Origin of the sequence: Vandammella animalimorsus (genome assembly GCF_002285265.1) — a bacterium.
Lineage (GTDB): Bacteria > Pseudomonadota > Gammaproteobacteria > Burkholderiales > Burkholderiaceae_C > Lampropedia.
The window spans coordinates 33097-57530 of sequence record NZ_NSJB01000011.1; the positions used below are offsets into that span (position 1 = coordinate 33097).

The following is a 24434-nucleotide window of genomic DNA, read 5'->3' on the forward strand; positions in this document are numbered from 1 at the left end:
ATCGAAACCGCTCTAGCGAAGTGTCGGGTGAATGCGCAGGCGCTGCGATGGGCGCAGAAGCTGCCTTGAAGTCATCCCCATTGGCCGGGGATAAGGCTGTGGACAAGGTGTCGGCGGTCTTGGGATCGCCCTATGGGCAGGGCTGGGCTGCCTGGATTTTGTGCAGCGCGATGCCAGGGGCGGATGGGGGTCTGCGCGCCGCTGCGCAAGCCCCGACGGGCGGCGCTCACTGCCGGCCCAGCAGCAGGTATTCCATCAGGGCCTTTTGCACGTGCATGCGGTTTTCCGCCTCATCCCAGACGACCGATTGCGGGCCGTCGATGACTTCGGCGTCCACTTCTTCGCCGCGGTGCGCGGGCAGGCAGTGCATGAACAGCGCGTCGGGCTGGGCGGCGGCCATCATGCGCGCGTCCACCTTCCAGTTGGCAAAGGCCTGCTTGCGCTGGGCGTTTTCTTCCTCGTAGCCCATGCTGGTCCAGACGTCGGTGGTCACCAGGTGCGCGCCCTGGCAGGCCTGCAGCGGGTCGTCAAAGGTTTGCAGGTGGGCCGGGTCGGCCTGGGTGCCCAGGGCCAGGCGCTCGTCGAGCTCGTAGCCCGAGGGGGCGCTGACGTGCAGCTTGAAGTCCAGCAGCTGCGCGGCCTGCAGCCAGGTGTTGGCCATGTTGTTGCCATCGCCCACCCAGGCCACGGTCTTGCCCTGGATGGGGCCGCGGTGCTCGATGTAGGTGAAGATGTCGGCCAGGATCTGGCAGGGGTGAAATTCGTTGGTCAGGCCGTTGATGACGGGCACGCGCGAGTGCTGGGCAAAGCATTCGAGCTTGGCCTGCTCGAAGGTGCGGATCATCACCAGATCGACCATGCGGCTGATGACGCGGGCGCTGTCCTCGATGGGCTCGGCGCGGCCCAGCTGGCTGTCGCCGGTGGTCAGGTGCACGACGTAGCCGCCGAGCTGGTACATGCCGGTCTCGAAGCTCACGCGCGTGCGCGTGCTGGCCTTCTCGAAGATCATGGCCAGCGTGCGGTCGGTCAGGCTCTGGTGTTTTTCATAGCGCTTGAACATCTGCTTGAGCGTGGCCGCGCGCTCGAGCAGGTAGGCGTATTCATCGGCGCTGAGGTCGCTGAATTGCAGGTAGTGCTTGATGGTGCTCATGGGATGGGGCCTGGTGAAACGGTGGGGCGCTCAGCGCGGCTGGGCCAGGAAGTTCTGCACGACGGGCAGCAGGCGCTGCACGAGCTCGTCGGCCTCGGCCTCGGTGATGATGAGCGCTGGCAGCAGGCGGATGACGCGCTCGGCCGTGACGCTGATGAGCAGGCCGGCGTCAGCAGCCTGCTGGATCAGCGCCGCGCAGGGGCGGTCAAGCTCCACGCCGATCATCAGGCCCTGGCCGCGCACGTCCACGACCGCATCGAGCGCGCCCAGGGTGGCGCGCAGGCGCTGCAGCAGGTGCTCGCCCACGCGCTGGGCGTTGGCCAGCAGCTGGTCCTCCTCGATGATGCGCAGCGTTTCCAGCGCGGCGCGCATGGCCAGCGGGTTGCCGCCGAAGGTGGTGCCGTGGTTGCCCGGCTGGAACAGCCCGGCGGCCTTGGGGCCGGCGACCACGGCGCCCACGGGCACGCCCGAGCCCAGGCCCTTGGCCAGGGCCATGACATCGGGCTGGATGCCGGCCCACTGGTGCGCGAACCATTTGCCGGTGCGGCCCATGCCGCACTGCACTTCGTCGAGCATCATCAGCCAGTCGCGCTCGTCGCACAGCGCGCGCACTTGCTGCAGGTACTCGATGCGCGCGGGGTGGATGCCGCCCTCGCCCTGGATGACTTCAAAGAACACGGCGGTGACTTCGGGCTCGCCCTCCACGGCCTTTTTCAGCCCTTCGATGTCGTTGAAGGGCACGCGGATGAAGCCCTCCACCAGCGGGAAGAAGCCGGCATGGATTTTGGGGTTGCCCGTGGCCGAGAGCGTGGCCAGCGAGCGGCCGTGGAAGGCGTGTTCGCAGACCACGACCTTGGGGTGCTTGTAGCCGCGATCGTTGCCGAGCTTGCGCGCCAGCTTGAGCGCGGCCTCGTTGGCCTCCAGCCCGGAGTTGCAGAAGAACACATTGCTCAGCCCACTGTGCTGCACCAGCTTTTGCGCCACCAGCTCCTGGCCGGGCACGTGGTAGTAGTTGGAGCAGTGGATGAGCTGGGCGACCTGCTCCTGCAGCGCGGGCACCAGCTTGGGGTGGGCGTGGCCCAGCGTGTTCACGGCGATGCCGCTGAGCGCGTCGAAGTACTCGCGCCCTTGCGTGTCCCACACGCGCAGGCCCTTGCCGTGCGCCAGCGCGATGTTCACGCGCCCATAGGTGTTCATGACGTGCGGTTCGGCAAGCGGCGCGGGCTGGCTCATGGCGGGGCTCCTTCAGTGGCTCTGGGGAAAAAACAAAAGGCGCATTCTATGCGCCCCTTGTGGCCATGCCGGGAGGGATGTTCTGTGCGAATTCAGCGGCCCAGCGCGCGCGGCGCACGACCGCACGCCGCACGCTCTCTCGCGCCGCCTCAGCCCTTGGGCTGCTTGGCCGGGCGCTGCCAGCCGGGCACGGTGCTGGTCTTGGCGCGCGTGACGCTCAGGCTTTGCGCCGGGGTGTCGCGCGTGATGGTGCTGCCCGCGCCGATGGTGCTGCCCGCGCCGATGGTCACCGGTGCGACCAGCACGCTGTTGCTGCCGATGTGCGCGCCCGCTTCGATCACGGTGCGGTGCTTGTTGGCGCCGTCGTAGTTGGCGGTGATGGCGCCGGCGCCATAGTTGACGTTGGCGCCCACGCTGGCATCGCCCAGGTAGGCCAGGTGGTTGGCCTTGGCGCCATCGGCCAGGGTGCTGTTCTTGACCTCGACGAAGTTGCCGATGTGCACCTCTTGGCCCAGCTGCGCGCCGGGGCGCAGGCGCGCAAACGGGCCGATGCGCGCCGCAGCGCCGATCTGCACGCCGGCGGCCTCGCCATCAATGTGGCTGTAGGGCTGCACGATGCAGCCCGCGCCGATCTGCGCCTGGCCAATGTGGCAGTAAGCGCCAATGCGCGTGCCCTCGCCCAGCGCAACCTGGCCGGTGAAGATGCAGCCCACGTCGATCTCCACATCGGCGGCGCAGTCGAGCCGGCCGGGCAGGGCGCTGCCGGGCGCGGCGCGCAGCTCGAAGCGCTCCGGGTCCAGCAGGCGCACGCCGGCCTGCATCAGCTGCTGCGCCTGCAGGCGCTGGTACTGGCGCTCCAGCGCCGCCAGCTGCTGCGGGCTGTTCACGCCCGCGACCTGCCAGGCCTGCTGCTGCGGCAGGCAGTGCGCATGCACGGCCACGCCATCGGCCACGGCCATGGCGATCACGTCGGTCAGGTAGTACTCGCCCTGGGCGTTGTCGCAGCCCAGGCGCTGCAGCCAAGGTTTGAGCCGCCGCGCCGGGAAGGCCATGATGCCGCTGTTGACCTCGCAGATGGCGCGCTGCGCGGCGCTGGCGTCCTTGTGCTCGACGATGCCCTGCACCTGGCCTTGCGGGCTGCGCAGGATGCGGCCATAGCCGCTGGGGTCGTCCAGGGCCACGGTCAGCAGCGCCACGTGCTCGTTGGCGCACAGCTGCAGCACGGCGCGCAGCGCATCTGGCTCGACCAGCGGCACATCGCCCAGCAGCACCAGCACCATGTGCTCGTCGGCCAGCGCCGGCGCGGCCTGCTGCACGGCGTGGCCGGTGCCGTTTTGCGGTTGCTGCAGGGCCGTGCGCAACTGGGCATCGCCCAGCAAGGGGGCGGCGCAGGCATGGGCAAAGGCATCGACCTGCTCGGCCCCGTGGCCGCTGACCAGCACCAGTTGCTGCGGCTGCAGCTGCCCGGCCGCCTGCAGCACATGGGCCAGCATGGGCCGGCCCCCCAGTGGCTGCAGCACCTTGGGCGTGCGGCTTTTCATGCGCGTGCCCTTGCCGGCGGCAAGGACGACGATGGACAGGGCTGGGGCAGTGGCGTTCATGGGGCGATGGCAGCAAAAAAAGCAGCGTGCATTATGGATGCCTCTCTTGCCATGCCAGCTCTGGCAGCCCGGCGCAGCAGTGATAATGCGCATGACGTAACGCTTGGATACAAGCCTTGCGCTTGCCGCGCGCACGGCGCCGGCGGCGGGCTTGGGAGAACACGGACAGGAATGAACCAATGGATTGGATGGTGATTGCACTGGCGCTGCTGGGCGCTTATTTGCTGGGCTCGTTGCCCTTTGCGGTATTGGTCAGCCGCGCCATGGGCCTGCAGGACCCGCGCACCTTTGGCAGCGGCAACCCGGGGGCCACCAATGTGCTGCGCTCGGGCAGCAAGCTGGCGGCGGCCCTGACGCTGCTGCTGGACGCCGCCAAGGGCTGGCTGCCCGTGGCCTTGGTGGGCTGGTACGGGCCGCGCTTCGGGCTGTGGGAAGGGGCGCAGGCTTTCGTGGGCCTGGCGGCGTTTGCCGGGCATGTCTGGCCGCTGTTTTTGCGCTTTCGCGGCGGCAAGGGCGTGGCCACGGCCCTGGGCGTGCTGCTGGGGCTGAGCCCCTGGCTGGGGCTGGCCGTGCTGCTGGTCTGGCTGCTGGTGCTGGCAGGCTCGCGCATCTCGTCGCTGTCCTCGATCGTGGCCGCCATTGCCGCGCCGGTGATTTACGTGCTGGGCGCCAGCCAACTCTGGCCCTATGCGCCCAGCGCCCAGCTGGCGCTGATCGCCATGACCCTGGTGCTGCTGTATCGCCATGGCGGCAACATCGCCCGCCTGATGAAAGGCACCGAGCCGCGCATCGGCCAGGGCAAGCAGGCCGCCCAGGTCACGGCCGCGCCGGCCGAGCCCGGCGCGCCCGCGCCCAGCGCCGCCGCACTGCGCAATGCCCGCAAGGCCGAGCGCAAAAAGCACAAGCGCACACGCCACAGCCAGCGCTGAAGCGGCGATGCGCTGCAAGGCAAAGCCCCGCCGGGCAATGGCGCCGGGCGGGGCTTTGTTCCTGGGCGGGCGCTGACTTGCTTACTTGCTTTTGAGCACCAGCGAGCGCGCGTCGCGCGTCATCTGGTAGTGGTTGAGAAAGGAGTTGCCCAGCAGCACGAAGGGCATGGGCTGCTGCACCACGGTGGCCGGCACGTTGCGCTGGGTGAGCGCGCCGATGCTGACCGTGGGCAGGCGCACGGACCAGCCTTCTGCCTTGCCGTTGGCCGTGGCGATCTGGACGGGCTGGCCGCTGCGCTCGTAGTCGATGCCCAGGCGGCGGGCAGTTTTGGCGTCCATGGCGATGGTGGAGGCGCCGGTGTCGACGATGAACTGCACCGCATGGCCGTTGATCTTGCCCTCGCTCATGTAGTGGCCGTTGGCGCTGGGGCTGAGCGTCAGCGCGGTCTTGCCGGGCGTGAGGTGCGTGGGCGCCTGGCCCACGAGCAGGGTCTGGCGGCTGCTGCCGATCTGGAACGTGGCGCTGTTGCCCTGCACCGAGAGCAGCTGCACCCCGCCCAGGCTCTGGCCCGTGGCCAGGGTGCGCGGCTGGCCGCCATCGACGCTGACGATGGCGCGGCTGCCGATGGTGCCCACCAGCCGCACGTCCTGCGCGCTCGCCGCACCGGCCAGCAGCAGCGCGCACAGCCCGCCCAGCAGGGCTGCGGCCTGTGGCCTGCGGCTTTGGCGGGGGCGCTTGCGCATTGCGGCGGGCATGGCTTGGCGCGAGCGGGGCTCAGTCGCGGAAATTGTTGAACGACAGCGGCACGTCGGCCACTTCCTTGCGGATCAGGGCCATGGCCGCCTGCAGGTCGTCGCGCTTGGCGCCGGAGACGCGCACGCTGTCGCCCTGGATGGCAGCCTGCAGTTTGAGTTTGCTGTCCTTGATGTGTTTCTGGATTTGCTTGGCCAGCGCGCTGTCGATGCCATTGCGCACGCGCACCAGTTGCTTGAGCTTGTCGCCGCCGATTTTCTGCGGCTTGTCCAGATCGAGAAAGCGCACGTCCACGTTGCGCTTGGTCAGCTTGTTGCGAAGAATGTCCTCAACCTGCTGCAGCTGAAATTCCGAATCGCCCAGCAGCGTGATCTCCTTGTCCTTGAGCTCGATGCTGGCGCTGGTGCCCTTGAAATCGAAGCGCGTGGCAATTTCCTTGCTGGCGTTGTCCACGGCGTTGCGCACTTCGACGAAATCGGCTTCGAGAACGGTGTCAAAAGAAGGCATAGGGCAGGCAAATCCAAAAAAAGAGCGTCCGCGGCGGTGGGACAATATCGCGCGATGTTAGTCGAAAAAAACGTTTCCCTCAGACCCTACAACACCTTTGGCATTGCGGCCAAGGCCCTGGGCCTGGTGCGCATCCGCCAGGCTGAGGAGCTGCGCGCCTTTGCCCGCCTGTGGCAGGAGCAGCGCCGCGCAGCGCTGGCGCCGGCCAAGCGCGTGGCGCCCGAGTGGGAGCCGCTGGTGCTGGGCGGGGGCAGCAACATCGTGCTCACCGGCGATGTGCGCCGCCCGGTGCTGAAGATGGAAATCCTGGGCAAGCGCGTGGTGCACGAGGACGCGCAGGGCTGGCTCATCGAGGCCGGCGCTGGCGAGCGCTGGCACGATCTGGTGCGCTGGAGCCTGGAGCAGGGCATGCCCGGGCTGGAGAACATGGCGCTGATCCCCGGCACCGTCGGCGCCGCGCCGGTGCAGAACATCGGCGCCTACGGCGTGGAGCTCAAGGACCGCTTCCACAGCCTGGACGCCATCGACCTGTGGAGCGGCGCCAGCCTCACGCTCGATGGCGCGCAATGCGCCTTTGGCTACCGCGACTCCATCTTCAAACACCCGCCGGGCAAGGCCGTGGAGGCCTGGCCGCCAGCGCCCGGCCAGCTGCCGCCAGCGGGCATGGGCCTGGCCGGGCGCGCCGTCATCACCCACGTGCGGCTGTGGCTGCCCAAGGCCTGGCAGCCGCAGCTGCAATACCAGGATCTGGAGCGGCGCATGGCCGCCAGCGGCATTGATGCGCCCAGCGCGCAGCAGGTGTTCGACTGGGTGGTGGACATCCGCCGCAGCAAGCTGCCCGACCCGCAGCAAATCGGCAATGTGGGCAGCTTCTTCAAGAACCCCAGCGTCACGCCCGAGCAATGCCGCGACATCATCGCGCGCGAGCCGCGCATCGTGCACTACCCCATGCCCGATGGCAGCGTCAAGCTCGCCGCCGGCGCCATGATCGACGCCTGCGGCTGGAAGGGCAAACGCATCGGCAACGCCGGCGTGTACGAGAAGCAGGCCCTGGTGCTGGTCAACCTGGGCGATGCCGCGCACAGCGTCACCGGCGGCGAAGTGATGATGCTGGCCAAGGCCATCCAGACCAGCGTCTACGAGCGCTACGGCATCCGCCTGGAGCCCGAGCCGGTGGTGGTGTGAGCGCCTGTCTCATGCCAGGGCTGCGAGCAGGCCCGCCAAACCCATTGTCATCACCCTTTCAGGAGAGTCTCATGAATGCTGTGGCCGCGCGCGTGCAGCTCTATGGCATTGCGCAGTGCGATACCGTGAAGAAAAGCCGCCAATGGTTTGCCAGCCAGGGCGTGGATGTGCAGTGGCACGATTTCAAGAAGCAGGGGCTGGATGAGGCCACGTTGGCTGCCTGGTGCGCGAAGCTGGGCTGGCAGGCCTTGCTCAACCGCCGTGGCACGACCTGGCGCGGCCTGGATCCGCAGGCGCAGGCCCAGGCCGGCGATGCGACCGGCGCGCAGGCGCTGATGCTGGCCCACACTAGCCTGATCAAGCGCCCGGTGGTGCGCATTGCGCCGGCCAGCGGCGGTGCTGCGGTGTTGAGCGTGGGCTATGTGCCCGAGCAATGGGCCGCAGCGCTGGCGGCGGCGCAATAGGGTGCCAATAGAGCGAGGGCGCCACCCGGGTGCGACTGGTCAGCCGCGCCCGCTCGGCGCGCTGCTGCTGATGCGGCCTGCTTGCAGGGTGTGCACGCCGGCCCAGCGCCAGGGCGGCAGCTCTTCGATGGGCTGGTGGGTGCCCAGCAGCACCAGCTGGCCGGGCAGGCGGCTGCGCACGGCCAGCGCGTGCCAGAGCACGCGGGTGGAGCGCCAATCCAGCGCGGCGCAGGGCTCGTCAAGCAGCAGCACGGGCCGGGGGCTGAGCAGCGCGGCGCTGAGCAGCACTTTGCGGCGCGTGCCGCTCGAGAGCATGTGCAGCGGCTTGTCCAGATGCGGCGCGAGCGCGAAGCCTTCGATCAGCTCGGCGCAGGCGCGCTGCAGGCTGGGCGGAGCGCCCGCAGGCAAGCCCAGCAGGGCGCGCGCCGGCAGGGCATCGTGCTGCTGCTGGTCTGGATCCCAGTGCTGGATCAGGGCCTGCCAATGCCCGCCGGCCTGGGCCGGGGCGCTGATCTGGCTGCGCCCATCGAGTGGCAGCTGGCCGCCCAGCAGGCGCAGCAGGGTGGAGGCGCCGCTGCCGGGCGCGCCGCGCAGCAGGTGCAGGCCCGGGCCCAGGCGCCAGTCGCGCAGTGCCAGCAGCGGCCCGGCCGCGCCGGGCCAGGCCCAGTGCAATTGGTGGATGTGCAGCACTGGCGTGGGCCTGCAGGGGGCTGCGGCGGTGGTAGGCTTGCGCGCCGCCGCGCTGCCTGCAATGGCGGCGCGGCCGTGATCGCTGTGCGTGCCAGCTGGCCTGCACGCCGTGTTGGTTTCATTTGACTTTTGCATGATTGGGGAGTTTGCCCATGCCCACCGTCCAAGCCTGTGCCCACCCGGAGCAAGATGCCCGCGTCCGAGCCGTGTTCGATGATATCCGCGCCACGCGCAAGACCGACTTCATCAACAACATGTGGCGCTATCTGGCGTTCGACCCCGAGCTGCTCGAGCAGACCTGGCGCGAGGTCAAGGAGGTCATGGCCACGCCCTCGCAGCTCGATCCCATGGTCAAGGAGATGCTGTATGTGGCCGTCTCGATCACCAACGGCTGCGGCTACTGCGTGCACTCGCACACGGCCGCGGCCAAGGCGCGCGGCATGACGCCGGCCCAGCATGCCGAGCTGTTGCGCATCGTGGCGCTGGCGGGCAAGACCAACCAGCTGGCGCTGGGCCTGCAGGTGCCCGTCGATGCCGCCTTTGATGCCGACGCCTCGCCGCGATGAGCGTGCGCGGCACACCGGGCACGCGCCGCCGCCGGCGGGTGCAGGCCCCATGGGTGACCGGCGCGCAGTGGTGCTGCGTGGGCGTGCCCGCGGCAGCGCGCGGCCAGCCGGTGCTGGAGTTCCTCTGCCAGCGCTTTGAGCACATCGAGCGCCAGGAGTGGCTGCGCCGCTTCGCCCAGGCCCAGGTGCGCGACGTGCAGGGCCAGCCCCTGCAGCCCGCGCAGCCGCTGGCCGGCGGCGGCCATGTCTATTACCAGCGCGCCGTGGACGATGAGCTGCCGGTGCCGTTCGAGGTCTCGGTGCTGCATGGCGATGCCGATCTGCTGGTGGTGGACAAGCCGCACTTCCTGACCGTGGCGCCGGCCGGGCGCCACGTGCAGCAGACGGTGCTGCAGCGCCTGCGCCAGCAACTGGCGCAGCAGGCGCCGGCGCAGGCCGCCGCGCTGGCGCCCCTGCACCGCCTGGACAAGGACACGGCCGGGCTGCTGCTGCTGTCGGTCAACCCGGCCAGCCGCGATGCCTACCACGGGCTGTTTCGCGACCAGGGCATCGACAAGGAATACGAAGCCGTGGCGCGCTGGGATGCGCGCTTTGCCACGGCCCAGCCCTATTGCCACCGCAGCCGGCTGGAGCCGGGCGGGGCGCGCTTTTTCACCATGCAGGAGGTGCCCGGCGAGCCCAACAGCCAGACGCTGCTGCACATCGTGGCGCGCGCCGGCGATTGGGCGCTGTACCGCCTGCGCCCGCTGGGCGGGCGCAAGCACCAGCTGCGCGTGCACATGGCGGCGCTGGGCGTGCCGATCCGCAACGACGCCTTCTACCCCCGCATCGACGACCCGCCGCCGGGCGACTTCAGCCGCCCGCTGCAACTGCTGGCGCGCACGCTGCGCTTTACCGACCCCATCAGCGGCCAGCTGCGCTGCTTTCACAGCCAGCAAACGCTGCAATGGCCGCCGCCTGATCATTGAGCGCCGAGCGTCAGCGCCCGGGTGCGCTGCGCCTCTTGCCCGGTGATGGGCAAAGGCCGTGGGCAGGCGCTCAACGCCGCCAGAACGAGGGCAGCAGCAGCACCATCAGGCTGAGGATTTCCAGCCGGCCCAGCAGCATGCCCAGGCTGCAGACGTAGAGCTGGAAATCGCTCAAGCCGCCGAAGTTGGAGGCTGGGCCGACGCTGCCCAGCGCCGGGCCGGCGCAGTTGATGCTGGCCAGCACGGCCGAGAAGGCCGTCACCAGGTCCATGTCGGTGATGACCAGCGCCAGGCTGAGCACCAGAATGGCCATGATGTAGAACAGGATGAAGGCCAGCACGGAGAAGATGATCTTGTTGTCCACCGGGCTTTGGCCCAGGCGCACCGGGTTGACCACGCGCGGATGCACCAGGCGGGTGAGCTCGCGCCTGGCTTGCTGCACCAGGATCAGCGCGCGGATCATCTTGATGCCCCCGCCAGTGGAGCCGGCGCTGGAGGCCACCGAAGACAGCAGCAGCATGGCCAGTGGCGCAAAGGTGGGCCAGCGCAGGTAGTCCGTGGTGGCATAGCCGGTGGTGGTCGCCAGCGAGATGGTGTTGAACATGCCAAAGCGCACGGCGTCGCCGAGTTCATAGACGTTGCGCGACCACAGGAACAGGCTGATGACCAGCCCGCCGATGAGCAGCGTGGCCAACGTGGCGCGCACTTCGGCCTCGCGCCAAAAGCCAGTCAGGCTACGGCGGCGCAGGGCCACGAAGTACAGCGCGAAGTTGCAGCTGGCCACCAGCATGATGGCAATGGCGATGCCCTCCAGCACGGGCGAGTTGAAGTGCCCGAAGCTGTTGTCGTATGAAGACAGGCCGCCCAGGCTGACGGTGGTGAAGCAGTGCAGCAGCGCATCCACTGGCGGCATGCCGCCGGCCCAGTAGGCGCAAAAGCACAGCACCGACAAGCCCAGATAGACCGACCACAGCCCCTTGGCCGTTTGCGTGATGCGCGGCGTGAGCTTGGTGTCCTTGAGCGGGCCGGCCACTTCGGACTTGAACACCTGGCTGCCGCCCACGCCCAGCATGGGCAGCACGGCCACGGCCAGAATCAGAATGCCCATGCCGCCCAGCCACTGCATGAAGCAGCGCCAGATGTTGAGTGACAGCGGCAGATACTCCAGCCCGGCCAGCACGGTGGCGCCGGTGGTGGTCAGGCCGGAGACGGCCTCGAAGTAGGCCTGGGCAAAGCTCAGCGGCTGGCCAACCTGGCGCGTGACCAGCCAGATGGGCACGCTGCCCAGCAGCGGCAGCAGGCCCCAGACGGCGCCCACCAGCAGCACGCCATCGCGCGGCTGCAGTTCCTGGCGGCAGCGGCGCAGGCGGTAAAAGCCCACCGCGCCCAGCACCATGCCGGCCAGCGCGGGCAGGGCGTAGTCCAGCCACAGGGGTTCGTGCATCAGCAGCGAGGTGGCCAGCGGCACGGCCAGGCAGGCCGAAAACAGCAGCAACAGGCCACACAGCACGCGCAGTACGGGCAGGTAGTCGCTCATGTCAAAAGGGCTGGCTCATCGGTGGCGGGGCGCTGGGGCGCAGGCCAGCGCAGCGCGCGCATTGCGTGGGCGGTCATGCGGGAGAGGGCCTCAGAAGAAGGTGGGTTTGACGCTGAAGGCTTTTTCCACTTCGCGCACCAGCCGCTTGTGCGGCAGGAAGAAGACGAAGTGGTCGCCCGATTCGATCACGGTGTCGCGGTGCGGGAAGATCACCTCCGGCAGGCGCGGGGCAAGCGCTTCGGGTTCGGGCAGCTCGGCGGCGGCGTCAGCCTGCATGGCGGCAGCCTCGTGCTCGGGCGCGCTGCGCGCGGACGTGTCGCGCTCGGCCTCTGGCTGCGGCGCGGCAGGGCTGCGCTGGGCCAGCACAGGCGGCTCCAGGCCGCGCACGATCAGGCCGATGTGCACGTCGCGCGGCAGGCGAAGCTCGCCCACGGTGCGGCCCACGACCTGGGAGGTCTTCTTGTCGCCGCGCGCGACGATCTCCAGCGCCTCTGCCACGCCACGGCGCAGGCTGTGCACGGCCTGCACGTCGCCATGGCGCACGTAGGTCAGCAGATCGCCGAGCATGGCCTGCGCCGGGGTCAGGGCGATGTCGATCTGTGTGCCGTGCATCAGGTCGGCGTAGCTGCGCTGGTTGATCAGCGCCAACACGCGCTTGGCGCCCATGCGCTTGGCCAGCAGGCTGGTCATGATGTTGCGCTCGTCGTCGTCCGACAGCGCCAGCAGCAGATCGACCTCTTCGATGTTCTCTTGGTCGAGAAAGTCCTCATCGGTGGCCTCGGCGTGGAACACCAGCACGTCTTCGGGCAGTTTGGCCGAGAGCTCCATGCTGGCCTCGCGCTGGCTTTCGACGACCTTGATGCGGTAGTAGCCCTTGCGCTGCTGCGTCAGCTGCAGGGCCAGCTTTTGCGCCACCACGCCGCCATCGACGATCATGATGCGGCGCACGGTGGCCGTGGGCGCCTCGACGGGCTTGGTCAGCAGCGTCAGCACCTCGGCTGCGCGCTCGCGCGTGGTCAGCACGAACACCTCGTCGTCGGGCTCGATGCGGGTGTTGCCCTCGCTGGGCACGAAACGGTCGGGCTGATCGGCAAAACGCCGGTAGATGGCCACCACGCGCATGGGCACTTCTGGGTGGAGTGCGCGGATCTCGGCGATGGTGCGGCTGCACATGGGCGCGGCTGCGCGCGCGCGCGCAGCAGTGAGCACAGCCCGCCCGCCAGCGAACTCGCGCACCTGCATGGCCTGTGGGAACTCCACCAGCTTGCTCAGATAGCGGGTGAGCGAATCCTCCGGTCGCAGGCACTGGTCCACGGCAAAACCCTCCGGCCCCAGCACGGCCGAACCCTCGGCCCAGGCGTTGGAGCGCACGCGGGCAATACGCACAGGAATGCGAAACACCATGTGCGCGATCTTGCAGCAGGCCAGGTTGGTCTCGTCGGCCGAGGCGCAGGCGATGAGCAGGTCGGTGTCGTCGGCGCCGGCCTCGGCCAGCACCGAGGGGTCGATGCCGTCACCCACCACGCCGCGCAGGTCGTAGCGCGACTCCAGCTCCTGCAGCAAGGCGCGGTTGGTATCGATGACGGTGATGTCGTTGCGTTCGAGCACCAGGCTGTCGGCCACGGCCTGGCCGATTCTGCCTGCGCCGAGAATGATGATTTTCATGGCAATAATCGCGGGCGCTGGGCATTGCCTCAGGCGCCCGGCGCGTTGCTGGTGGCATTGGGCGGCATCATACTGTTTGCCAGCGCGTGCGCTGCTTTGCTGCAAGAGGGACGCCAGGCAAAAGATCGAGGAACACGGATGACAACAAGCATGCATGAACAGGGCTTTGATGGTGCCGTCGGCGTGGCGCCAGGCATGCCGCTGACCGAGCTGGATACGCCCACGCTGGTGCTGGATCTGGACGCGATGGAGCGCAACATCCAGCGCATGGCCCAGTTTGCCGCCGCCCATGGCGTGCAATGGCGGCCCCATGCCAAGCTGCACAAAAGCGCGCGCATCGCCCAGCGCCTGGTGGCCGCTGGCGCCAGCGGCTGCTGTGTGCAAAAGGTGGCTGAGGCACAGGCCATGGCCGCTGGCGGAGTGCGCGACATCTACATCAGCAATCAGGTGCTGGCGCCGCAAAAGCTGCAGCGTGTGGCGGCCTTGGCGCGCCAGCTGCAGCAGCAGGGCGGGCGGCTGGCCCTGGCTGTGGACAGCGCCCAGGGCGTGGCCGGGCTGGCCCAGGCGCTGCAAGGCGCAGGCGTGCCGCAGGCCGTGGAGGTGTTCATCGAGATCGACATCGGCCAGCACCGCGCTGGCGTGGGGCCGGGCGCCCCGGCGGTGGCGTTGGCGCAGAACATCGTCCGCCAGCGCCAGCTGCGCCTGGCCGGGCTGCACGCCTACCACGGCGGCGCCCAGCACATCGAGGATGGCAGCCAGCGCGCCGCTGCCATGCAGGCCGCCTATGCGCTGGTGCGCCAAACCTTGGAGCAGCTGCATGCGGCTGGCTTTACCGATTTGGCGGTGACTGGCGCAGGCACGGGCACTTTTGCGCTGGAGGCCGCCAGCGGCTTGTACACCGAGCTGCAGCCCGGCTCCTTCCTGTGCATGGATGCGCACTACGCGCGCGTGCAGCCGGTGCCGCAATCGCCGCTGCCGGGGCCCACGCATTTCGAGCATGCCTTGTTCATCAAGACCCAGGTGCTCTCCAGCTGCGCCACGCATGCCGTGGTCGATGCCGGCCACAAAAGCCATGCCATTGACTCGGGCCTGCCCATGGTCTGGAACCAGGGCCAGCCGCCCCTGTATGAGTTTCGCAATGGCGGCGATGAGCACGGCATCGTGGCGCCGCGCGTGCTGCATGGCGCGCTGCACGCGCCGGTGCCGGCGCTGGGGCAGGCGCTGTGGCTGGTGCCCGGCCATTGCGACCCGACCGTGAACCTGCACGATGCCTTCGTGGGCATCCGCGGCGGGCTGGAGCAGGGCGTGGTGCAGGAGATCATCCCCATCGACGCGCGCGGCGCGCTGTGGTAGCCGCCGCTGCAGTTGTTGCGGCTGCCTGCCGCAGGCAGCGCCGTAACGCCCAGGCCAAGCCAGGCCAGGCGGTTTATTGCGCCGCAGGGCCGCTGGCTGTGCCGTTTGCGCCGCCTGCGCCGCCCGGCGGGGCCTGCAGGATTTGCTGCAGCACGCGGTTTTGCTCCTGCGGGCTCATGGCCTCGAACTGCTCCAGCGTGATGCCCAGCGGCTGCAGGCGCTGGGCCAGTATCTGGGCCTGCATGCTTTGCATCTGCCAGATGCCGCCGGCCATCAGCAGGCCCAGCAGCGTGAAGGCCACGGCGGCCTTGCGCTGGGCGATGCCATGCACTTGCACGCTGGCGATGGTCCACAGGTACATGGTCCAGGCGATGTTGAGCGCCGCGCCCACGTAAGGGGCAAAGGCCAGCAGCGCCGTCACCGGCGCCAGCGCCATGGTGGCGGCCATGCAGCGAAAGGCCACCTGGTAGCCGTGCGGCGAGCCCAGGGCCTTCCACAGCAGCATGACGATGGCCGAGCCGATGAACACCGCCCCCAGGCTCATCCCCGGCGTGAGCACCAGAATGTCCAGCAGCGCCGGCAGCTGGCCGCGCAGCAGCAGCAGCGGCAGCGAGGCCAGCAGCGCTGCGGCAATGGCCATCACCATCACGAACAGCATGGGTTCGGCCAGCGGGCCGTGGCGCGGCATGGTGCGGAAATACTCGGCCGGGCGCACGATGACGTACAGCGCCAGCTGCAGCATGCGCTGCAGGCTGAAAAGCGGGGCAGGGGAGTTCTGGGACATCGGGGTGTGGGCCGGGCGCGAGGGCTCAAGAGCAGCGGCCCGCGCCGGGCGTTGGGGTTTTGTGCGGGGCCAGGGGTTGTTGAGATTGGGTTTGCGAAGCGGTTTTTCGAGACAAAAGCCGCAGATGCAAGGCGAAAACGTGCGCAAGGTTGAACACCTTGCAAGCGTTTTCAACGCTGCAGCTGTGGATTGTTGTCCGAAAACACCGCCGCAATACCCAATCTCAACAAGCCCTAGCTTTATTGGGCCAGGGGCGATGCGGCGCTGGCTGTGCGGCGCTCGAAGGCGATGTCGCCGGCCACGATGGTGCAGCGCACCTGGCCGGGCAGGGTCTGGCCCAGAAAGGGCGTGTGTTTGCCCTGGCTGTGCAGCGCCTGGGGCGTGAGGCGCCAGGGCGCTTGCGGGTCGTACAGGCACAGGTCGGCCACGCCGCCGGCCACCAGCTTGCCCACGCTGGCCTGCAGTGTGCCCAGCGCATCGCCCAGCACCTGGGCGCTGGCGCTGCTCACGCGCGAGAGCGCCGTCAGCAGGGGCACGCCTTGCTGCTGGGCCCAGTGCTGGGTCAGCGGCAGCAGCAGCTCCAGGCCGGTGGCACCGGGCTCGGCTTCGGCAAAGGGCATTTCCTTGGCGTCATCGGCCACGGGCGTGTGGTCGGAGACCAGTGCGTCGATGGTGCCATCGGCCAGCGCCTGGGCCAGCGCCTCGCGGTCGCGCTGCTGGCGCAGCGGCGGTTGCAGGCGCGCATTGCTGTCGAAGAAGCCGATGTCGGCATCGGTCAGCAGCAGGGAGTTGATGCTGATGTCGCAGCTCACGGGCAGGCCCTCGGCCTTGGCCTGGCGCACCAGCGCCACGCCCTGGGCGCTGCTGAGACGACACAGGTGCACGCGGCAGGGGGTGCTGCGCAGCAGCTCGAACAGGGTGTGCAGGGCAATGGTCTCGGCGGCCACGGGCACGCCCGACAGGCCCATGCGCTGCGCCAGCGGGCCGCTGGCGGCCACGCCGCCACCCAGCGCCGCATCTTGCGGGCGCAGCCAGACGGTGTAGCCGAAGGTGGCGGCGTACTGCAGCGCGCGCTGCAGCACCAGGTTGTTTTTCAGCGGCGCCTCGGCCTGGCCGAAGCCCACGCAGCCGGCCTGGGTCAGGTGCGACATCTCGGTCAGCACCTCGCCGTGCAGGCCGCGCGTGAGCGCGCCCAGCGGGAATAGCCGCGCCTGGCGCAGGTTGCCCGCGCGCAGCTTGAGCATTTCGACCAGGCCGGATTCGTCCAGCACCGGGTCGGTGTCGGGCGGGCAGACCAGGCTGCTCACGCCGCCGGCCACAGCAGCGTGCATTTCCGATTCGAGCATGCCGGCGTGCTCGAAGCCGGGCTCGCGCATGCGCGCGCACAGATCGACCAGCCCGGGCAGCACCCACAGGCCGCTGGCGTCGATGCGGCGCTCGGGCTGGAACTCGGCCGGCACCTGGCCGATGGCGACGATGCGCCCGGAGGCAATGGCGATGTCGCCGGTGGCATCCAGCCCGCTGGCCGGGTCCAGCAGGCGGCCGCCTTGGATGAGTGTTTTCATGCGTGCAATGACAAGGGTCTGAAGGGGGGATCAGGCTTCGTTGCCGGCGACGATGGACATGACGGCCATGCGCACGGCGATGCCGAAGCTCACCTGCGGCAGGATCACGCTGTGCGCGCCATCGGCAACGTCGGAGTCGATCTCCACGCCGCGGTTGATCGGGCCGGGGTGCATGACGATGGCGTCGGGCTTGGCCAGGCGCAGCTTGGCCGGCGTCAGGCCGAAGTTCTTGAAATACTCTTGGCTGCTGGGCAGCAGCGCGCCGCTCATGCGCTCGTTTTGCAGGCGCAGCATGATGACCACGTCGGCATCGCGGATGCCGTCTTCGAGGCGGTGAAAGACGCGCGCGCCCATGGCCGAGAAGTGCTCGGGCACCAGCGTGCGCGGGCCGACCACGCGCACGTCCGGGCAGCCCAGCGTGGTCAGCGCGTGGATGTCCGAGCGCGCCACGCGCGAGTGCAGCACGTCGCCCACGATGGCCACCGACAGCTGGCTGAAGTCCTTCTTGTAGTGGCGGATGGTGTACATGTCCAGCAGGCCCTGCGTGGGGTGGGCATGGCGGCCATCGCCGGCGTTGACCACGTGCACGTGCGGCGCCACGTGCTGGGCGATGAGGTAGGGCGCGCCCGATTCGCTGTGGCGCACCACGAAGATGTCCGCGGCCATGGCCGAGAGGTTGGCGATGGTGTCCAGCAAGGTCTCGCCCTTGGCGGTGGAGGAGCGGCCAATGTCCAGCGTGAACACGTCGGCCGAGAGCCGCTTGGCGGCAATGTCGAAGGTGGTGCGCGTGCGCGTGCTGTTCTCGAAGAACAGGTTGAAGACGCTCTTGCCGCGCAGCAGCGGCACCTTCTTGACCTCGCGGTCGCTGACGGAGACGAAGTTGCTGGCCGTGTCGAGGATGTGCGTGAGGATCTCGCGCGGCAGGCCCTCGGTGGAGAGCAGGTGGATGAGCTCGCCGTGCTGGTTCAGTTGCGGGTTGCGGGACGCACGCATGGCCTCAGACCTCCTCAATCGCAAAGTGCAGGCGCCGCTGGCCCTGCGCGTCCTGGCGCGCCAGCGCCAGCTTCTGGCTGGCCGGCAGCGACAGACGCGCGGCGGCGTAGGTGGCCTCGATGGGCAGCTGGCGCCCGCCGCGATCGACCAGCACCGCCAGGCGCACGCGCGCCGGGCGGCCATAGTCGAACAGCTCATTGAGCACGGCGCGGATGGTGCGGCCGGTGTAGAGCACGTCGTCGAGCACCAGGATGTCGGCGCCGTTGACGTCGAAATCCAGCGCAGTCTGGGCGCTGGAGGCGGCGCTGGCCATGCCGCGCTGGGCAAAGTCGTCGCGGTGCAGCGCCGAGGACAGGCTGTTCAGGCCCTGGCGCAGCTGCAAGTCGTCGATCAGGCGCTCGAGCAGCCAGACGCCGCCGGAGGTGATGCCCGCCAGCCGCGTCTGCGGCTCCAGCAGCGCCCGCACCCCCTGGCGCAGGTCGGCATACAGGCTTTCGGCATCCAGGGCCAGCAGCCCTGGCGATGCGGTGTGGTTCATTCCAGGTTCCTCAGAAATTGGGTCAGGATGATAGCGGCAGATACGGCGTCGACATGGGCCTGATCGGCGCCTTGCGACAGCGCCTCGGTGGTGCTGTAGCGCTCATCGACGCCGAACACCGGCAGGCCAAAGCGCCCGTGCAGCCCGCGCATGAAGCGGCGCGCCAGCTCGGTGTTGGCATGGGGCGCGCCATCGGGATGAAAAGGCAGGCCAACGACCAGCGCATCGGGCTGCCACTGGGCCAGCAGCGGCTCGACCAGCGCAAAGACGGCCTTGCCCTGCGCCTGCAGCGCCGTCAGCGGCCGGGCCGTGCCCAGCAGGCGCGTGCCCACGGCCACGCCGGTGCGCCGGGTGCCGTAGTCAAAGGCCAGAAAGGTTTGCAGTGCGGCCTGGCCGGCCGGGGCGGGGTAATTGGGGGGCAGCGATTCCATGGGCCGGTCAGCGCGATGTGCAAGGCCTAGCATGTCGCCGGGGGCGTTGCGCAGAGCGCGTTAGAGCTTTGAGCAAGCCATCAAAACCTTCAGGCATGGCCCACCATGGGCACGATGCGCTGCGGGTCGATGCCCAGCAGCTCGAAGGCCCTGGCATAGCGCTGCTGCGGCGCGAGCTCGAACAGCAGTTGCCGATCGGCCTTGACGGTCAGCCAGGCGTTGGCGGCCAGCTCGCTTTCGAGCTGGCCCTCGTCCCACGAGGCGCAGCCCAGTGCCAGCAGCGCCTTGCGCGGGCCGTCGCCTTGGCTGAGCGCATCCATCACATCGCGCGAGGAGGTCATGGCCAGGCCATCGCCCACCGGCAGGGTGGAGGCATAGGGCCAGGCATCCTGCCCCTGGGCGCCGGGGGCGGCGTCGTGCAGCACGAAGCCGCGATCCTGGTGCAGCGGGCCGCCGAGCAGCACCGGCATGTCGGCCAGGTCATCGCGCGCCAGCGCCAGCTCCAGGCGCGAGAACAGGTGGCGCACGCTGATGTCCGTGGTTTTGTTGACGATCAGCCCCAGCGCGCCCTTGTCGTTGTGCTCACAGACATACACCACGCTGCCGCCGAACAGCTCATCCTCAAGGCCAGGCATGGCGATGAGGAGGTGGCCGGTCAGATCCATGGCGGGTGGGGAAGACATGGGCTTGATTTTATGGTCTGTTCAGCCGCTTTTTCGGGATGCGCGCACCCCGAAAAAGCCCCGCAAGCGCCCCCAAAGCGCCCCCCAAAGCGCCCCCGAAAGCGCCACCGAAAGCGCCACCGAAAAGATTGGGCGCAGCCGGGGCTGGATGCCTCTGCACGGCCGGTGCTTTACACGCCTTGCTTGAGCGAGGCTTCGATGAAGGCGTCCAGGTCGCCGTCGAGCACTTTTTGCGTGTTGGAGATTTCCACGCCGGTGCGCAGGTCCTTGATGCGGCTGTTGTCCAGCACGTAGCTGCGGATCTGGTGGCCCCAGCCCACGTCGGTCTTGCTGTCTTCGAGCTTTTGCTGGTCTTCCAGGCGCTTGCGCATCTCGAAGTCGTAGAGCTTGGAGCGCAGGCGCTGCCAGGCCATGTCGCGGTTGCTGTGCTGGCTGCGGCTGTCCTGCGATTGCACGACGATGCCGGTGGGGATGTGCGTCAGGCGCACGGCCGAGTCGGTCTTGTTGATGTGCTGGCCACCGGCGCCGCTGGCGCGGTAGGTGTCCACGCGCACGTCGGCCGGGTTGATCTCGATCTCGATGGAGTCGTCGATTTCCGGGTAGACGAAGATCGAGGCAAAGCTGGTGTGGCGCCCGCCCGAGGAGTCGAACGGCGACTTGCGCACCAGCCGGTGCACGCCGCTTTCGGTGCGCAGCAGGCCGTAGGCGTACTCGCCCTCGACCTTGATGGTCGCGCCCTTGATGCCGGCCACGTCGCCTGGGGTCTCGTCCTCCATGCTGGTCTTGAAGCCCTTGCGCTCGGCGTACTTGAGGTACTGGCGCAGCAACATGCTGGCCCAGTCGCAGGCCTCGGTGCCGCCGGCGCCGGCCTGGATGTCGATGAAGCAGTTCAGCGGGTCGGCCTCCTGGCTGAACATGCGGCGGAACTCCAGCTCTTCAACGTCCGGGCGCAGCTCTTCGACCAGCGCCTCGATGGCCTCCAGGCTGGCGTCATCGCCTTCCTCGCGGGCCATGTCGAACAACTCGCTGTTGTCGCTCAGCTCCTGCGTCAGGCGCTCGAGCGTGAGCACCACGCCGTCGAGCAGCTTTTTCTCCTTGCCCAGCTCCTGGGCCTTCTTCGGGTCGTTCCAGACGGCCGGGTCTTCCAGGCCGGCGTTGACTGTCCTCAGGCGTTCGAACTTGGCATCGAAGTCAAAGATACCTCCGTAAGTCCTGGGTGCGCGCGCTCAGGTCTTCCAGGCTGGCCTTGATTTGGTTGATGCGTTCTGCTTCCATGGTGCTTGCTCTCTCATTCAAAAAGACGGCGCTGGCAGGCGGGCTGGCCAAACCTGCAGCGCGAAAGGGGGGATTTTCGCACGGGCGCGGCCATGGGCCTTGCCGTGCTTTGGCGGGCTGAACTCTGAGAACCTGTTCAACAGGCTCTTAGTCAAAGCGCAGCGTCTGCACGCCGTCGGCGGCGCCCAGCAGGCAGATGCTGGCCTTGTGGCGCGCGAAGATGCCGACGGTGACCACGCCCGGCCAGGCCGAGATCTCCTGCTCCAGCGCCAGTGGCTGGTGGATTTGCAGGCCACGCACGTCCAGGATGTGCATGCCGTTGTCGGTCACCAGCGGCTGGCCGTCCGCGCGCAGGCGCAGGCTGGCCTGGCCGCCCAGCGCGGCAAAGCGGCGCGCCAGCTGGGTGCTGGCCATGGGCACGACTTCGACCGGCAGTGGAAAGCGCCCCAGCACCGGCACTTGCTTGCTGGCATCGGCGATGCAGATGAAGCGCTCGGCCAGGTCGGCGACGATTTTCTCGCGCGTCAGCGCCGCGCCGCCGCCCTTGATCATGCAGCCCTGCGGGTCGATCTCGTCGGCGCCGTCGATGTAGCACTGCAGGCGCTCGACGGCGCTGGCTTCGAGCACGGCGATGCCGGCCTGGCGCAGCAGCGCGGTGCTGGCCTCGGAGCTGGAGACTGCGCCTTGCAGCGGGATGGCCGCCTGCGCCAGCGCAGCAATGAAGTGGTTGACGGTCGAGCCGGTGCCGACGCCGAGGATGCCGTGCGCGGGCACGTACTCCAGCGCGGCCTGGGCCACGCGGGCCTTGAGGGTGTCTTGGTCCATGGGGTGTGCGGTTTGCTGCAAAAAGCGCCGGCCTGCCCGGCCGTGCGCGGGGGCGCATTATCACTTTTTGCCGGCCGCCTGGCGGCCCTTGCCTGGGGATGTCCTGTACGTGCCCAGAGGCAAAGTCGCCTCTGCCTTCATTTACACTCGCCGCCATGGATTTGTACCCGCTGATTCGGCCTTTTCTGTTTGCGCTGGATGCAGAAAAAGCCCATGACTTCGCCCTGGACTGGATCAAGAAAACCCAGTCGCGCCCGCTGTTGCGGCGCCTGTATGCCCAGAGGGCCGTGCTCGATCCGGTCACCGTTGCCGGGCTGGAGTTCCCCAACCGCGTGGGGCTGGCGGCCGGGCTGGACAAGAACGCGCGCTGCATCGACGGCCTGGCGGCCATGGGCTTTGGCTTTGTCGAGGTCGGCACCGTCACGCCGCTGGCGCAAAAGGGCAATTCCAAGCCGCGCATGTTCCGCGTGCGCGAGGCTGGTGCCATCATCAACCGCATGGGCTTCAACAACCAGGGGCTGGAGGCGTTTTTGCGTAACGTGCAGCGCTCGGTGGTGCGCCGCCAGGTGCAGCCTGAAGGCCAGCCGGCGCTGCGCCTGGGGCTGAACATCGGCAAGAACGCGGCCACGCCGATCGAGCGCGCCGCCGATGATTACCTGGCCTGCCTGGAGGCGGTCTACCCCCATGCGGACTACGTCACCATCAACATCAGCTCGCCCAACACCAAGAATCTGCGCGATCTGCAATCCAACGCCTCGCTCGATGCGCTGCTGCACGCGCTGACCGAGCGGCGCGAGCAGCTCAAGCAGGCGCAGCCGCACAAGCCCATGTTCCTGAAGATCGCGCCGGATTTGAGCGAGGAGCAGGTGGCCCTGATTGCCGCCATCGTGCAGCGCCACCAGGTCGATGGCTTGATCGCCACCAACACCACCGTCAACCACGACGAGGTGCAGGCCTTCACCCACGGCAGCGAGGTCGGCGGCGTCAGCGGCGCACCGGTGCGCCAGGCCAGCACGGCGGTGATCGCCCAGCTGCGCCAGGCGCTGGGCCCGCAGGTGCCCATCATTGGCGTGGGCGGCATCATGGACGCCGAGGACGCCCTGGAGAAAGTCAAGGCCGGGGCCGATCTGGTGCAGATCTACAGCGGCCTGATCTACCAGGGCCCGGCGCTGGTGCCGCAGGTGGCCCAGGCCCTCAAGGACTACCACGCGCGCCAACCCCAGGCAGAGTCCTGACGCAGAGCTGCCTGTTCAAAGCCCAAAGGCGCAGGCCTGCGGCCTGCAGGCGCAGCGGGCTTGGCCGCCGCGCCGCCTGGGCGCATCACAAATGCTTGACCAGCACGCGGCTTTTGCGGCTCCAGTTGTACTTTTCCTTGCGCGCCTGCGGCAGCCAGTCCGGGTCCACCGTCTCGAAGCCACGCTTGATGAACCAGTGCATGGTGCGCGTGGTCAGCACGAAGATGCTTTTGAGCCCCTGCGCCCGGGCGCGCTGCTCGATGCGCTTGAGCAGCTTCTCGCCATCGCCCTGGCCCTGGGCGTGCGGCGAGACGGTGACCGAGGCCATTTCGCCGGTGCGCTCCTCGGGGTAGGGGTAGAGCGCGGCGCAGCCGAAGATCACGCCGTCGTGCTCGACGATGGTGTAGTTGTTGATGTCGCGCTCGATGTCGGTGCGGCTGCGTTTGACCAGCGTGCCGTCGTTCTCGAAAGGCTCGATCAGCTGCAGGATGCCGGCCACGTCGTCGGCCGTGGCCTGGCGCACTTCCTCCAGGCGCTCGTCCACCACCATGGTGCCGATGCCGTCGTGCACGTAGATCTCCAGCAGCATTGAGCCGTCGACCGCATAGGGGATGATGTGGCTGCGCTCGACGCCGCCCTCGCAGGCCTTGATGCAGTAGCTGAGGTAAAAGCCCGTGTCCGTGGGCAGCTCGGCCTGGGGCGAGCGCTGCAACAGCGCGCGCGCATCGGCCAGCGTCATCTCGGTGACGATGGGGTTGTCCTCGGCCGGCGGCTGATCGGGCTGCTGGCGGATGCCCGGCAGCTCGCAGACGTACAGCAGCTTGTCGGCCTTGAGCGCGATGGCGATGGAGCTGGCCACCTCCTCCATGCCCAGGTTGAAGGCCTCGCCCGTGGGCGAGGAGCCAAATGGCGAGAGCAGCACGATGGAGTCCATCTCCAGCGCGTGGCGGATGCCGTCGGCATCGACCTTGCGCACCTTGCCCGTGTGCTGGAAATCCACCCCGTCCAAAATGCCCATGGGCCGCGCGGTGATGAAGTTGCCCGAGATCACGCGCACCTTGGAGCCGGCCATCGGCGTATTGGGCAGGCCCTGGCTGAAACAGGCCTCGATCTCAAAGCGCAGCTGCCCGGCCGCTTCCTGCGCGCAGTCCAGCGTTACCGGATCGGTGATGCGATGGCCCTTGTAGTACTGCGGCTGGTGGCCCTTGGCCAGCAACTGCTCGTTGACCTGTGGGCGAAAGCCATGCACCAGCACGATCTTCACCCCCATGCTGTGCACCAGCGCCAGGTCCTGCACCAGGTTCTGCAGCTTGCCCGCGGCAATGGCCTCGCCGCAGATGCCGACGACGAAGGTCTGGTGCCGGAACTTGTGGATGTAGGGCGCGACCGAGCGGAACCAGGGAACGAAGGTGAAGTTGAAGACGTTGGACATGGGGCGAGCAGCGTGGTGGCGGCACTGGTAAATCAATGGGGCCGCCATTGTGGTGCAGTTTGCGCACCATC

General features: G+C 68.4%; 24 protein-coding genes. 7 read left to right on the plus strand and 17 right to left on the minus strand.

Translation table 11 applies throughout. The annotated features are described in order from the left end of the window. Positions 1 to 226: 226 nt before the first annotated feature. The 3 genes from argF to glmU form a co-directional block, all read right to left on the minus strand. The gene (argF, locus tag CK625_RS11385; RefSeq protein ID WP_095540448.1) at positions 227 to 1150 is read right to left on the minus strand and encodes an ornithine carbamoyltransferase; all 924 of its coding nucleotides are present in this window, start codon (positions 1148 to 1150) and stop codon (positions 227 to 229) included. A 30-nt stretch (positions 1151 to 1180) separates the two neighbouring features. After that, entirely contained in the window at positions 1181 to 2383 is a 1203-nt protein-coding gene (locus tag CK625_RS11390; RefSeq protein WP_095540449.1) for an aspartate aminotransferase family protein, read from the minus strand. Between the two features lie 149 nt (positions 2384 to 2532). Next, positions 2533 to 3984 carry a bifunctional UDP-N-acetylglucosamine diphosphorylase/glucosamine-1-phosphate N-acetyltransferase GlmU gene (glmU, locus tag CK625_RS11395; RefSeq protein WP_095540450.1) on the minus strand — a complete coding sequence of 484 codons (1452 nt, stop codon included), beginning with the start codon at positions 3982 to 3984 and terminating at the stop codon, positions 2533 to 2535. Between the two features lie 179 nt (positions 3985 to 4163). Between glmU and plsY the strand changes: the two genes are divergently transcribed. Further along, a complete protein-coding gene (plsY, locus tag CK625_RS11400) occupies positions 4164 to 4913 on the plus strand; it encodes a glycerol-3-phosphate 1-O-acyltransferase PlsY (RefSeq protein WP_095540451.1) in 750 nt (249 codons plus the stop codon). 81 nt (positions 4914 to 4994) lie between these two features. Here the strand turns inward: plsY and CK625_RS11405 are convergent, their stop codons facing one another. Further along, complete coding sequence (locus tag CK625_RS11405) at positions 4995 to 5657, minus strand: retropepsin-like aspartic protease family protein (RefSeq protein WP_172424836.1); 663 nt, start codon at positions 5655 to 5657, stop codon at positions 4995 to 4997. 31 nt (positions 5658 to 5688) lie between these two features. Beyond that, a complete protein-coding gene (locus tag CK625_RS11410; RefSeq protein WP_095540453.1) occupies positions 5689 to 6174 on the minus strand; it encodes a YajQ family cyclic di-GMP-binding protein in 486 nt (161 codons plus the stop codon). Positions 6175 to 6228: 54 nt separating this feature from the next. Here CK625_RS11410 and murB point away from each other — a divergent pair, with 54 nt between their 5' ends. Both murB and CK625_RS11420 read left to right on the plus strand, forming a co-directional pair. Next, positions 6229 to 7359 (plus strand): UDP-N-acetylmuramate dehydrogenase, encoded by a 1131-nt coding sequence (murB, locus tag CK625_RS11415; RefSeq protein WP_095540454.1) that lies wholly within the window; start codon positions 6229 to 6231, stop codon positions 7357 to 7359. A gap of 71 nt (positions 7360 to 7430) precedes the next feature. Beyond that, on the plus strand, positions 7431 to 7823 hold the full coding sequence (locus CK625_RS11420) for an arsenate reductase (RefSeq protein WP_095540455.1): 393 nt from the start codon (positions 7431 to 7433) through the stop codon (positions 7821 to 7823). A gap of 39 nt (positions 7824 to 7862) precedes the next feature. Here the strand turns inward: CK625_RS11420 and CK625_RS11425 are convergent, their stop codons facing one another. Beyond that, the gene (locus CK625_RS11425; RefSeq protein WP_172425155.1) at positions 7863 to 8513 is read right to left on the minus strand and encodes an ABC transporter ATP-binding protein; all 651 of its coding nucleotides are present in this window, start codon (positions 8511 to 8513) and stop codon (positions 7863 to 7865) included. Between the two features lie 152 nt (positions 8514 to 8665). Here CK625_RS11425 and CK625_RS11430 point away from each other — a divergent pair, with 152 nt between their 5' ends. Together CK625_RS11430 and CK625_RS11435 are read left to right on the plus strand one after the other, a co-directional pair. Beyond that, positions 8666 to 9079, plus strand: a complete 414-nt coding sequence (locus CK625_RS11430) for a carboxymuconolactone decarboxylase family protein (protein ID WP_095540457.1) — start codon at positions 8666 to 8668, stop codon at positions 9077 to 9079. Further along, positions 9076 to 10047 (plus strand): pseudouridine synthase, encoded by a 972-nt coding sequence (locus CK625_RS11435; protein WP_095540458.1) that lies wholly within the window; start codon positions 9076 to 9078, stop codon positions 10045 to 10047. The genes CK625_RS11430 and CK625_RS11435 overlap by 4 nt, the downstream gene beginning before the upstream one ends. Before the next feature lie 70 nt (positions 10048 to 10117). Here the strand turns inward: CK625_RS11435 and CK625_RS11440 are convergent, their stop codons facing one another. After that, positions 10118 to 11584, minus strand: coding sequence for a TrkH family potassium uptake protein (locus CK625_RS11440; RefSeq protein WP_095540459.1), 1467 nt, complete (start codon positions 11582 to 11584; stop codon positions 10118 to 10120). A gap of 90 nt (positions 11585 to 11674) precedes the next feature. After that, complete coding sequence (trkA, locus tag CK625_RS11445; RefSeq protein WP_095540499.1) at positions 11675 to 13249, minus strand: Trk system potassium transporter TrkA; 1575 nt, start codon at positions 13247 to 13249, stop codon at positions 11675 to 11677. 138 nt (positions 13250 to 13387) lie between these two features. Here trkA and CK625_RS11450 point away from each other — a divergent pair, with 138 nt between their 5' ends. Then, positions 13388 to 14602 carry a DSD1 family PLP-dependent enzyme gene (locus CK625_RS11450; protein WP_429001314.1) on the plus strand — a complete coding sequence of 405 codons (1215 nt, stop codon included), beginning with the start codon at positions 13388 to 13390 and terminating at the stop codon, positions 14600 to 14602. A 73-nt stretch (positions 14603 to 14675) separates the two neighbouring features. Here CK625_RS11450 and CK625_RS11455 read toward each other — a convergent pair whose 3' ends face one another. From CK625_RS11455 to rpiA, 8 genes are all read right to left on the minus strand, one after another. Beyond that, positions 14676 to 15386, minus strand: a complete 711-nt coding sequence (locus tag CK625_RS11455) for a YIP1 family protein (RefSeq protein WP_095540460.1) — start codon at positions 15384 to 15386, stop codon at positions 14676 to 14678. A 239-nt stretch (positions 15387 to 15625) separates the two neighbouring features. Then, a complete protein-coding gene (locus tag CK625_RS11460; protein WP_095540461.1) occupies positions 15626 to 16951 on the minus strand; it encodes a dihydroorotase in 1326 nt (441 codons plus the stop codon). A 30-nt stretch (positions 16952 to 16981) separates the two neighbouring features. Further along, on the minus strand, positions 16982 to 17944 hold the full coding sequence (locus tag CK625_RS11465; RefSeq protein ID WP_095540462.1) for an aspartate carbamoyltransferase catalytic subunit: 963 nt from the start codon (positions 17942 to 17944) through the stop codon (positions 16982 to 16984). Between the two features lie 4 nt (positions 17945 to 17948). After that, complete coding sequence (gene pyrR / locus CK625_RS11470) at positions 17949 to 18482, minus strand: bifunctional pyr operon transcriptional regulator/uracil phosphoribosyltransferase PyrR (protein ID WP_095540463.1); 534 nt, start codon at positions 18480 to 18482, stop codon at positions 17949 to 17951. Beyond that, positions 18479 to 18913 carry a Holliday junction resolvase RuvX gene (gene ruvX, locus CK625_RS11475; RefSeq protein WP_095540464.1) on the minus strand — a complete coding sequence of 145 codons (435 nt, stop codon included), beginning with the start codon at positions 18911 to 18913 and terminating at the stop codon, positions 18479 to 18481. Before ruvX ends, pyrR begins: the two co-directional genes overlap by 4 nt. 89 nt (positions 18914 to 19002) lie before the next feature. Beyond that, positions 19003 to 19596 carry a YqgE/AlgH family protein gene (locus CK625_RS11480; protein WP_095540465.1) on the minus strand — a complete coding sequence of 198 codons (594 nt, stop codon included), beginning with the start codon at positions 19594 to 19596 and terminating at the stop codon, positions 19003 to 19005. 170 nt (positions 19597 to 19766) lie between these two features. Next, a protein-coding gene (prfB, locus tag CK625_RS11485) for a peptide chain release factor 2 (RefSeq protein ID WP_124856204.1) occupies positions 19767 to 20871 on the minus strand; the annotation gives its coding sequence in 2 pieces (ribosomal slippage) (positions 19767 to 20789 and positions 20791 to 20871; 1104 coding nt in all). Between the two features lie 147 nt (positions 20872 to 21018). Beyond that, positions 21019 to 21696: a ribose-5-phosphate isomerase RpiA gene (gene rpiA, locus CK625_RS11490; RefSeq protein WP_095540466.1), complete on the minus strand. Its 678-nt coding sequence runs from the start codon at positions 21694 to 21696 to the stop codon at positions 21019 to 21021. 155 nt (positions 21697 to 21851) lie between these two features. On the opposite strand from rpiA, the gene CK625_RS11495 reads away from it, so the two are divergent. After that, entirely contained in the window at positions 21852 to 22931 is a 1080-nt protein-coding gene (locus CK625_RS11495) for a quinone-dependent dihydroorotate dehydrogenase (RefSeq protein ID WP_095540467.1), read from the plus strand. An 85-nt stretch (positions 22932 to 23016) separates the two neighbouring features. On the opposite strand, the gene argA is transcribed toward CK625_RS11495, so the two are convergent. Beyond that, positions 23017 to 24363, minus strand: coding sequence for an amino-acid N-acetyltransferase (gene argA, locus CK625_RS11500; RefSeq protein ID WP_095540468.1), 1347 nt, complete (start codon positions 24361 to 24363; stop codon positions 23017 to 23019). Positions 24364 to 24434 lie beyond the last annotated feature (71 nt).

Excerpts from the sequence above, each read along its gene's own strand:
- ruvX (WP_095540464.1), bottom strand. The coding sequence starts at position 18,913 with ATGGAATCGCTGCCCCCCAATTACCCCGCCCCGGCCGGCCAGGCCGCA.
- argA (WP_095540468.1), bottom strand. The coding sequence starts at position 24,363 with ATGTCCAACGTCTTCAACTTCACCTTCGTTCCCTGGTTCCGCTCGGTC.
- CK625_RS11410 (WP_095540453.1), bottom strand. The coding sequence starts at position 6,174 with ATGCCTTCTTTTGACACCGTTCTCGAAGCCGATTTCGTCGAAGTGCGC.
- CK625_RS11465 (WP_095540462.1), bottom strand. The coding sequence starts at position 17,944 with ATGCGTGCGTCCCGCAACCCGCAACTGAACCAGCACGGCGAGCTCATC.
- murB (WP_095540454.1), top strand. The coding sequence starts at position 6,229 with ATGTTAGTCGAAAAAAACGTTTCCCTCAGACCCTACAACACCTTTGGC.
- rpiA (WP_095540466.1), bottom strand. The coding sequence starts at position 21,696 with ATGGACCAAGACACCCTCAAGGCCCGCGTGGCCCAGGCCGCGCTGGAG.
- CK625_RS11495 (WP_095540467.1), top strand. The coding sequence starts at position 21,852 with ATGGATTTGTACCCGCTGATTCGGCCTTTTCTGTTTGCGCTGGATGCA.
- CK625_RS11460 (WP_095540461.1), bottom strand. The coding sequence starts at position 16,951 with ATGAAAACACTCATCCAAGGCGGCCGCCTGCTGGACCCGGCCAGCGGG.
- CK625_RS11450 (WP_429001314.1), top strand. The coding sequence starts at position 13,388 with ATGACAACAAGCATGCATGAACAGGGCTTTGATGGTGCCGTCGGCGTG.
- CK625_RS11455 (WP_095540460.1), bottom strand. The coding sequence starts at position 15,386 with ATGTCCCAGAACTCCCCTGCCCCGCTTTTCAGCCTGCAGCGCATGCTG.
- CK625_RS11405 (WP_172424836.1), bottom strand. The coding sequence starts at position 5,657 with ATGCGCAAGCGCCCCCGCCAAAGCCGCAGGCCACAGGCCGCAGCCCTG.
- pyrR (WP_095540463.1), bottom strand. The coding sequence starts at position 18,482 with ATGAACCACACCGCATCGCCAGGGCTGCTGGCCCTGGATGCCGAAAGC.
- argF (WP_095540448.1), bottom strand. The coding sequence starts at position 1,150 with ATGAGCACCATCAAGCACTACCTGCAATTCAGCGACCTCAGCGCCGAT.
- CK625_RS11420 (WP_095540455.1), top strand. The coding sequence starts at position 7,431 with ATGAATGCTGTGGCCGCGCGCGTGCAGCTCTATGGCATTGCGCAGTGC.
- CK625_RS11390 (WP_095540449.1), bottom strand. The coding sequence starts at position 2,383 with ATGAGCCAGCCCGCGCCGCTTGCCGAACCGCACGTCATGAACACCTAT.
- CK625_RS11440 (WP_095540459.1), bottom strand. The coding sequence starts at position 11,584 with ATGAGCGACTACCTGCCCGTACTGCGCGTGCTGTGTGGCCTGTTGCTG.
- CK625_RS11480 (WP_095540465.1), bottom strand. The coding sequence starts at position 19,596 with ATGTCTTCCCCACCCGCCATGGATCTGACCGGCCACCTCCTCATCGCC.
- trkA (WP_095540499.1), bottom strand. The coding sequence starts at position 13,249 with ATGAAAATCATCATTCTCGGCGCAGGCAGAATCGGCCAGGCCGTGGCC.
- CK625_RS11430 (WP_095540457.1), top strand. The coding sequence starts at position 8,666 with ATGCCCACCGTCCAAGCCTGTGCCCACCCGGAGCAAGATGCCCGCGTC.
- CK625_RS11435 (WP_095540458.1), top strand. The coding sequence starts at position 9,076 with ATGAGCGTGCGCGGCACACCGGGCACGCGCCGCCGCCGGCGGGTGCAG.
- plsY (WP_095540451.1), top strand. The coding sequence starts at position 4,164 with ATGGATTGGATGGTGATTGCACTGGCGCTGCTGGGCGCTTATTTGCTG.
- glmU (WP_095540450.1), bottom strand. The coding sequence starts at position 3,984 with ATGAACGCCACTGCCCCAGCCCTGTCCATCGTCGTCCTTGCCGCCGGC.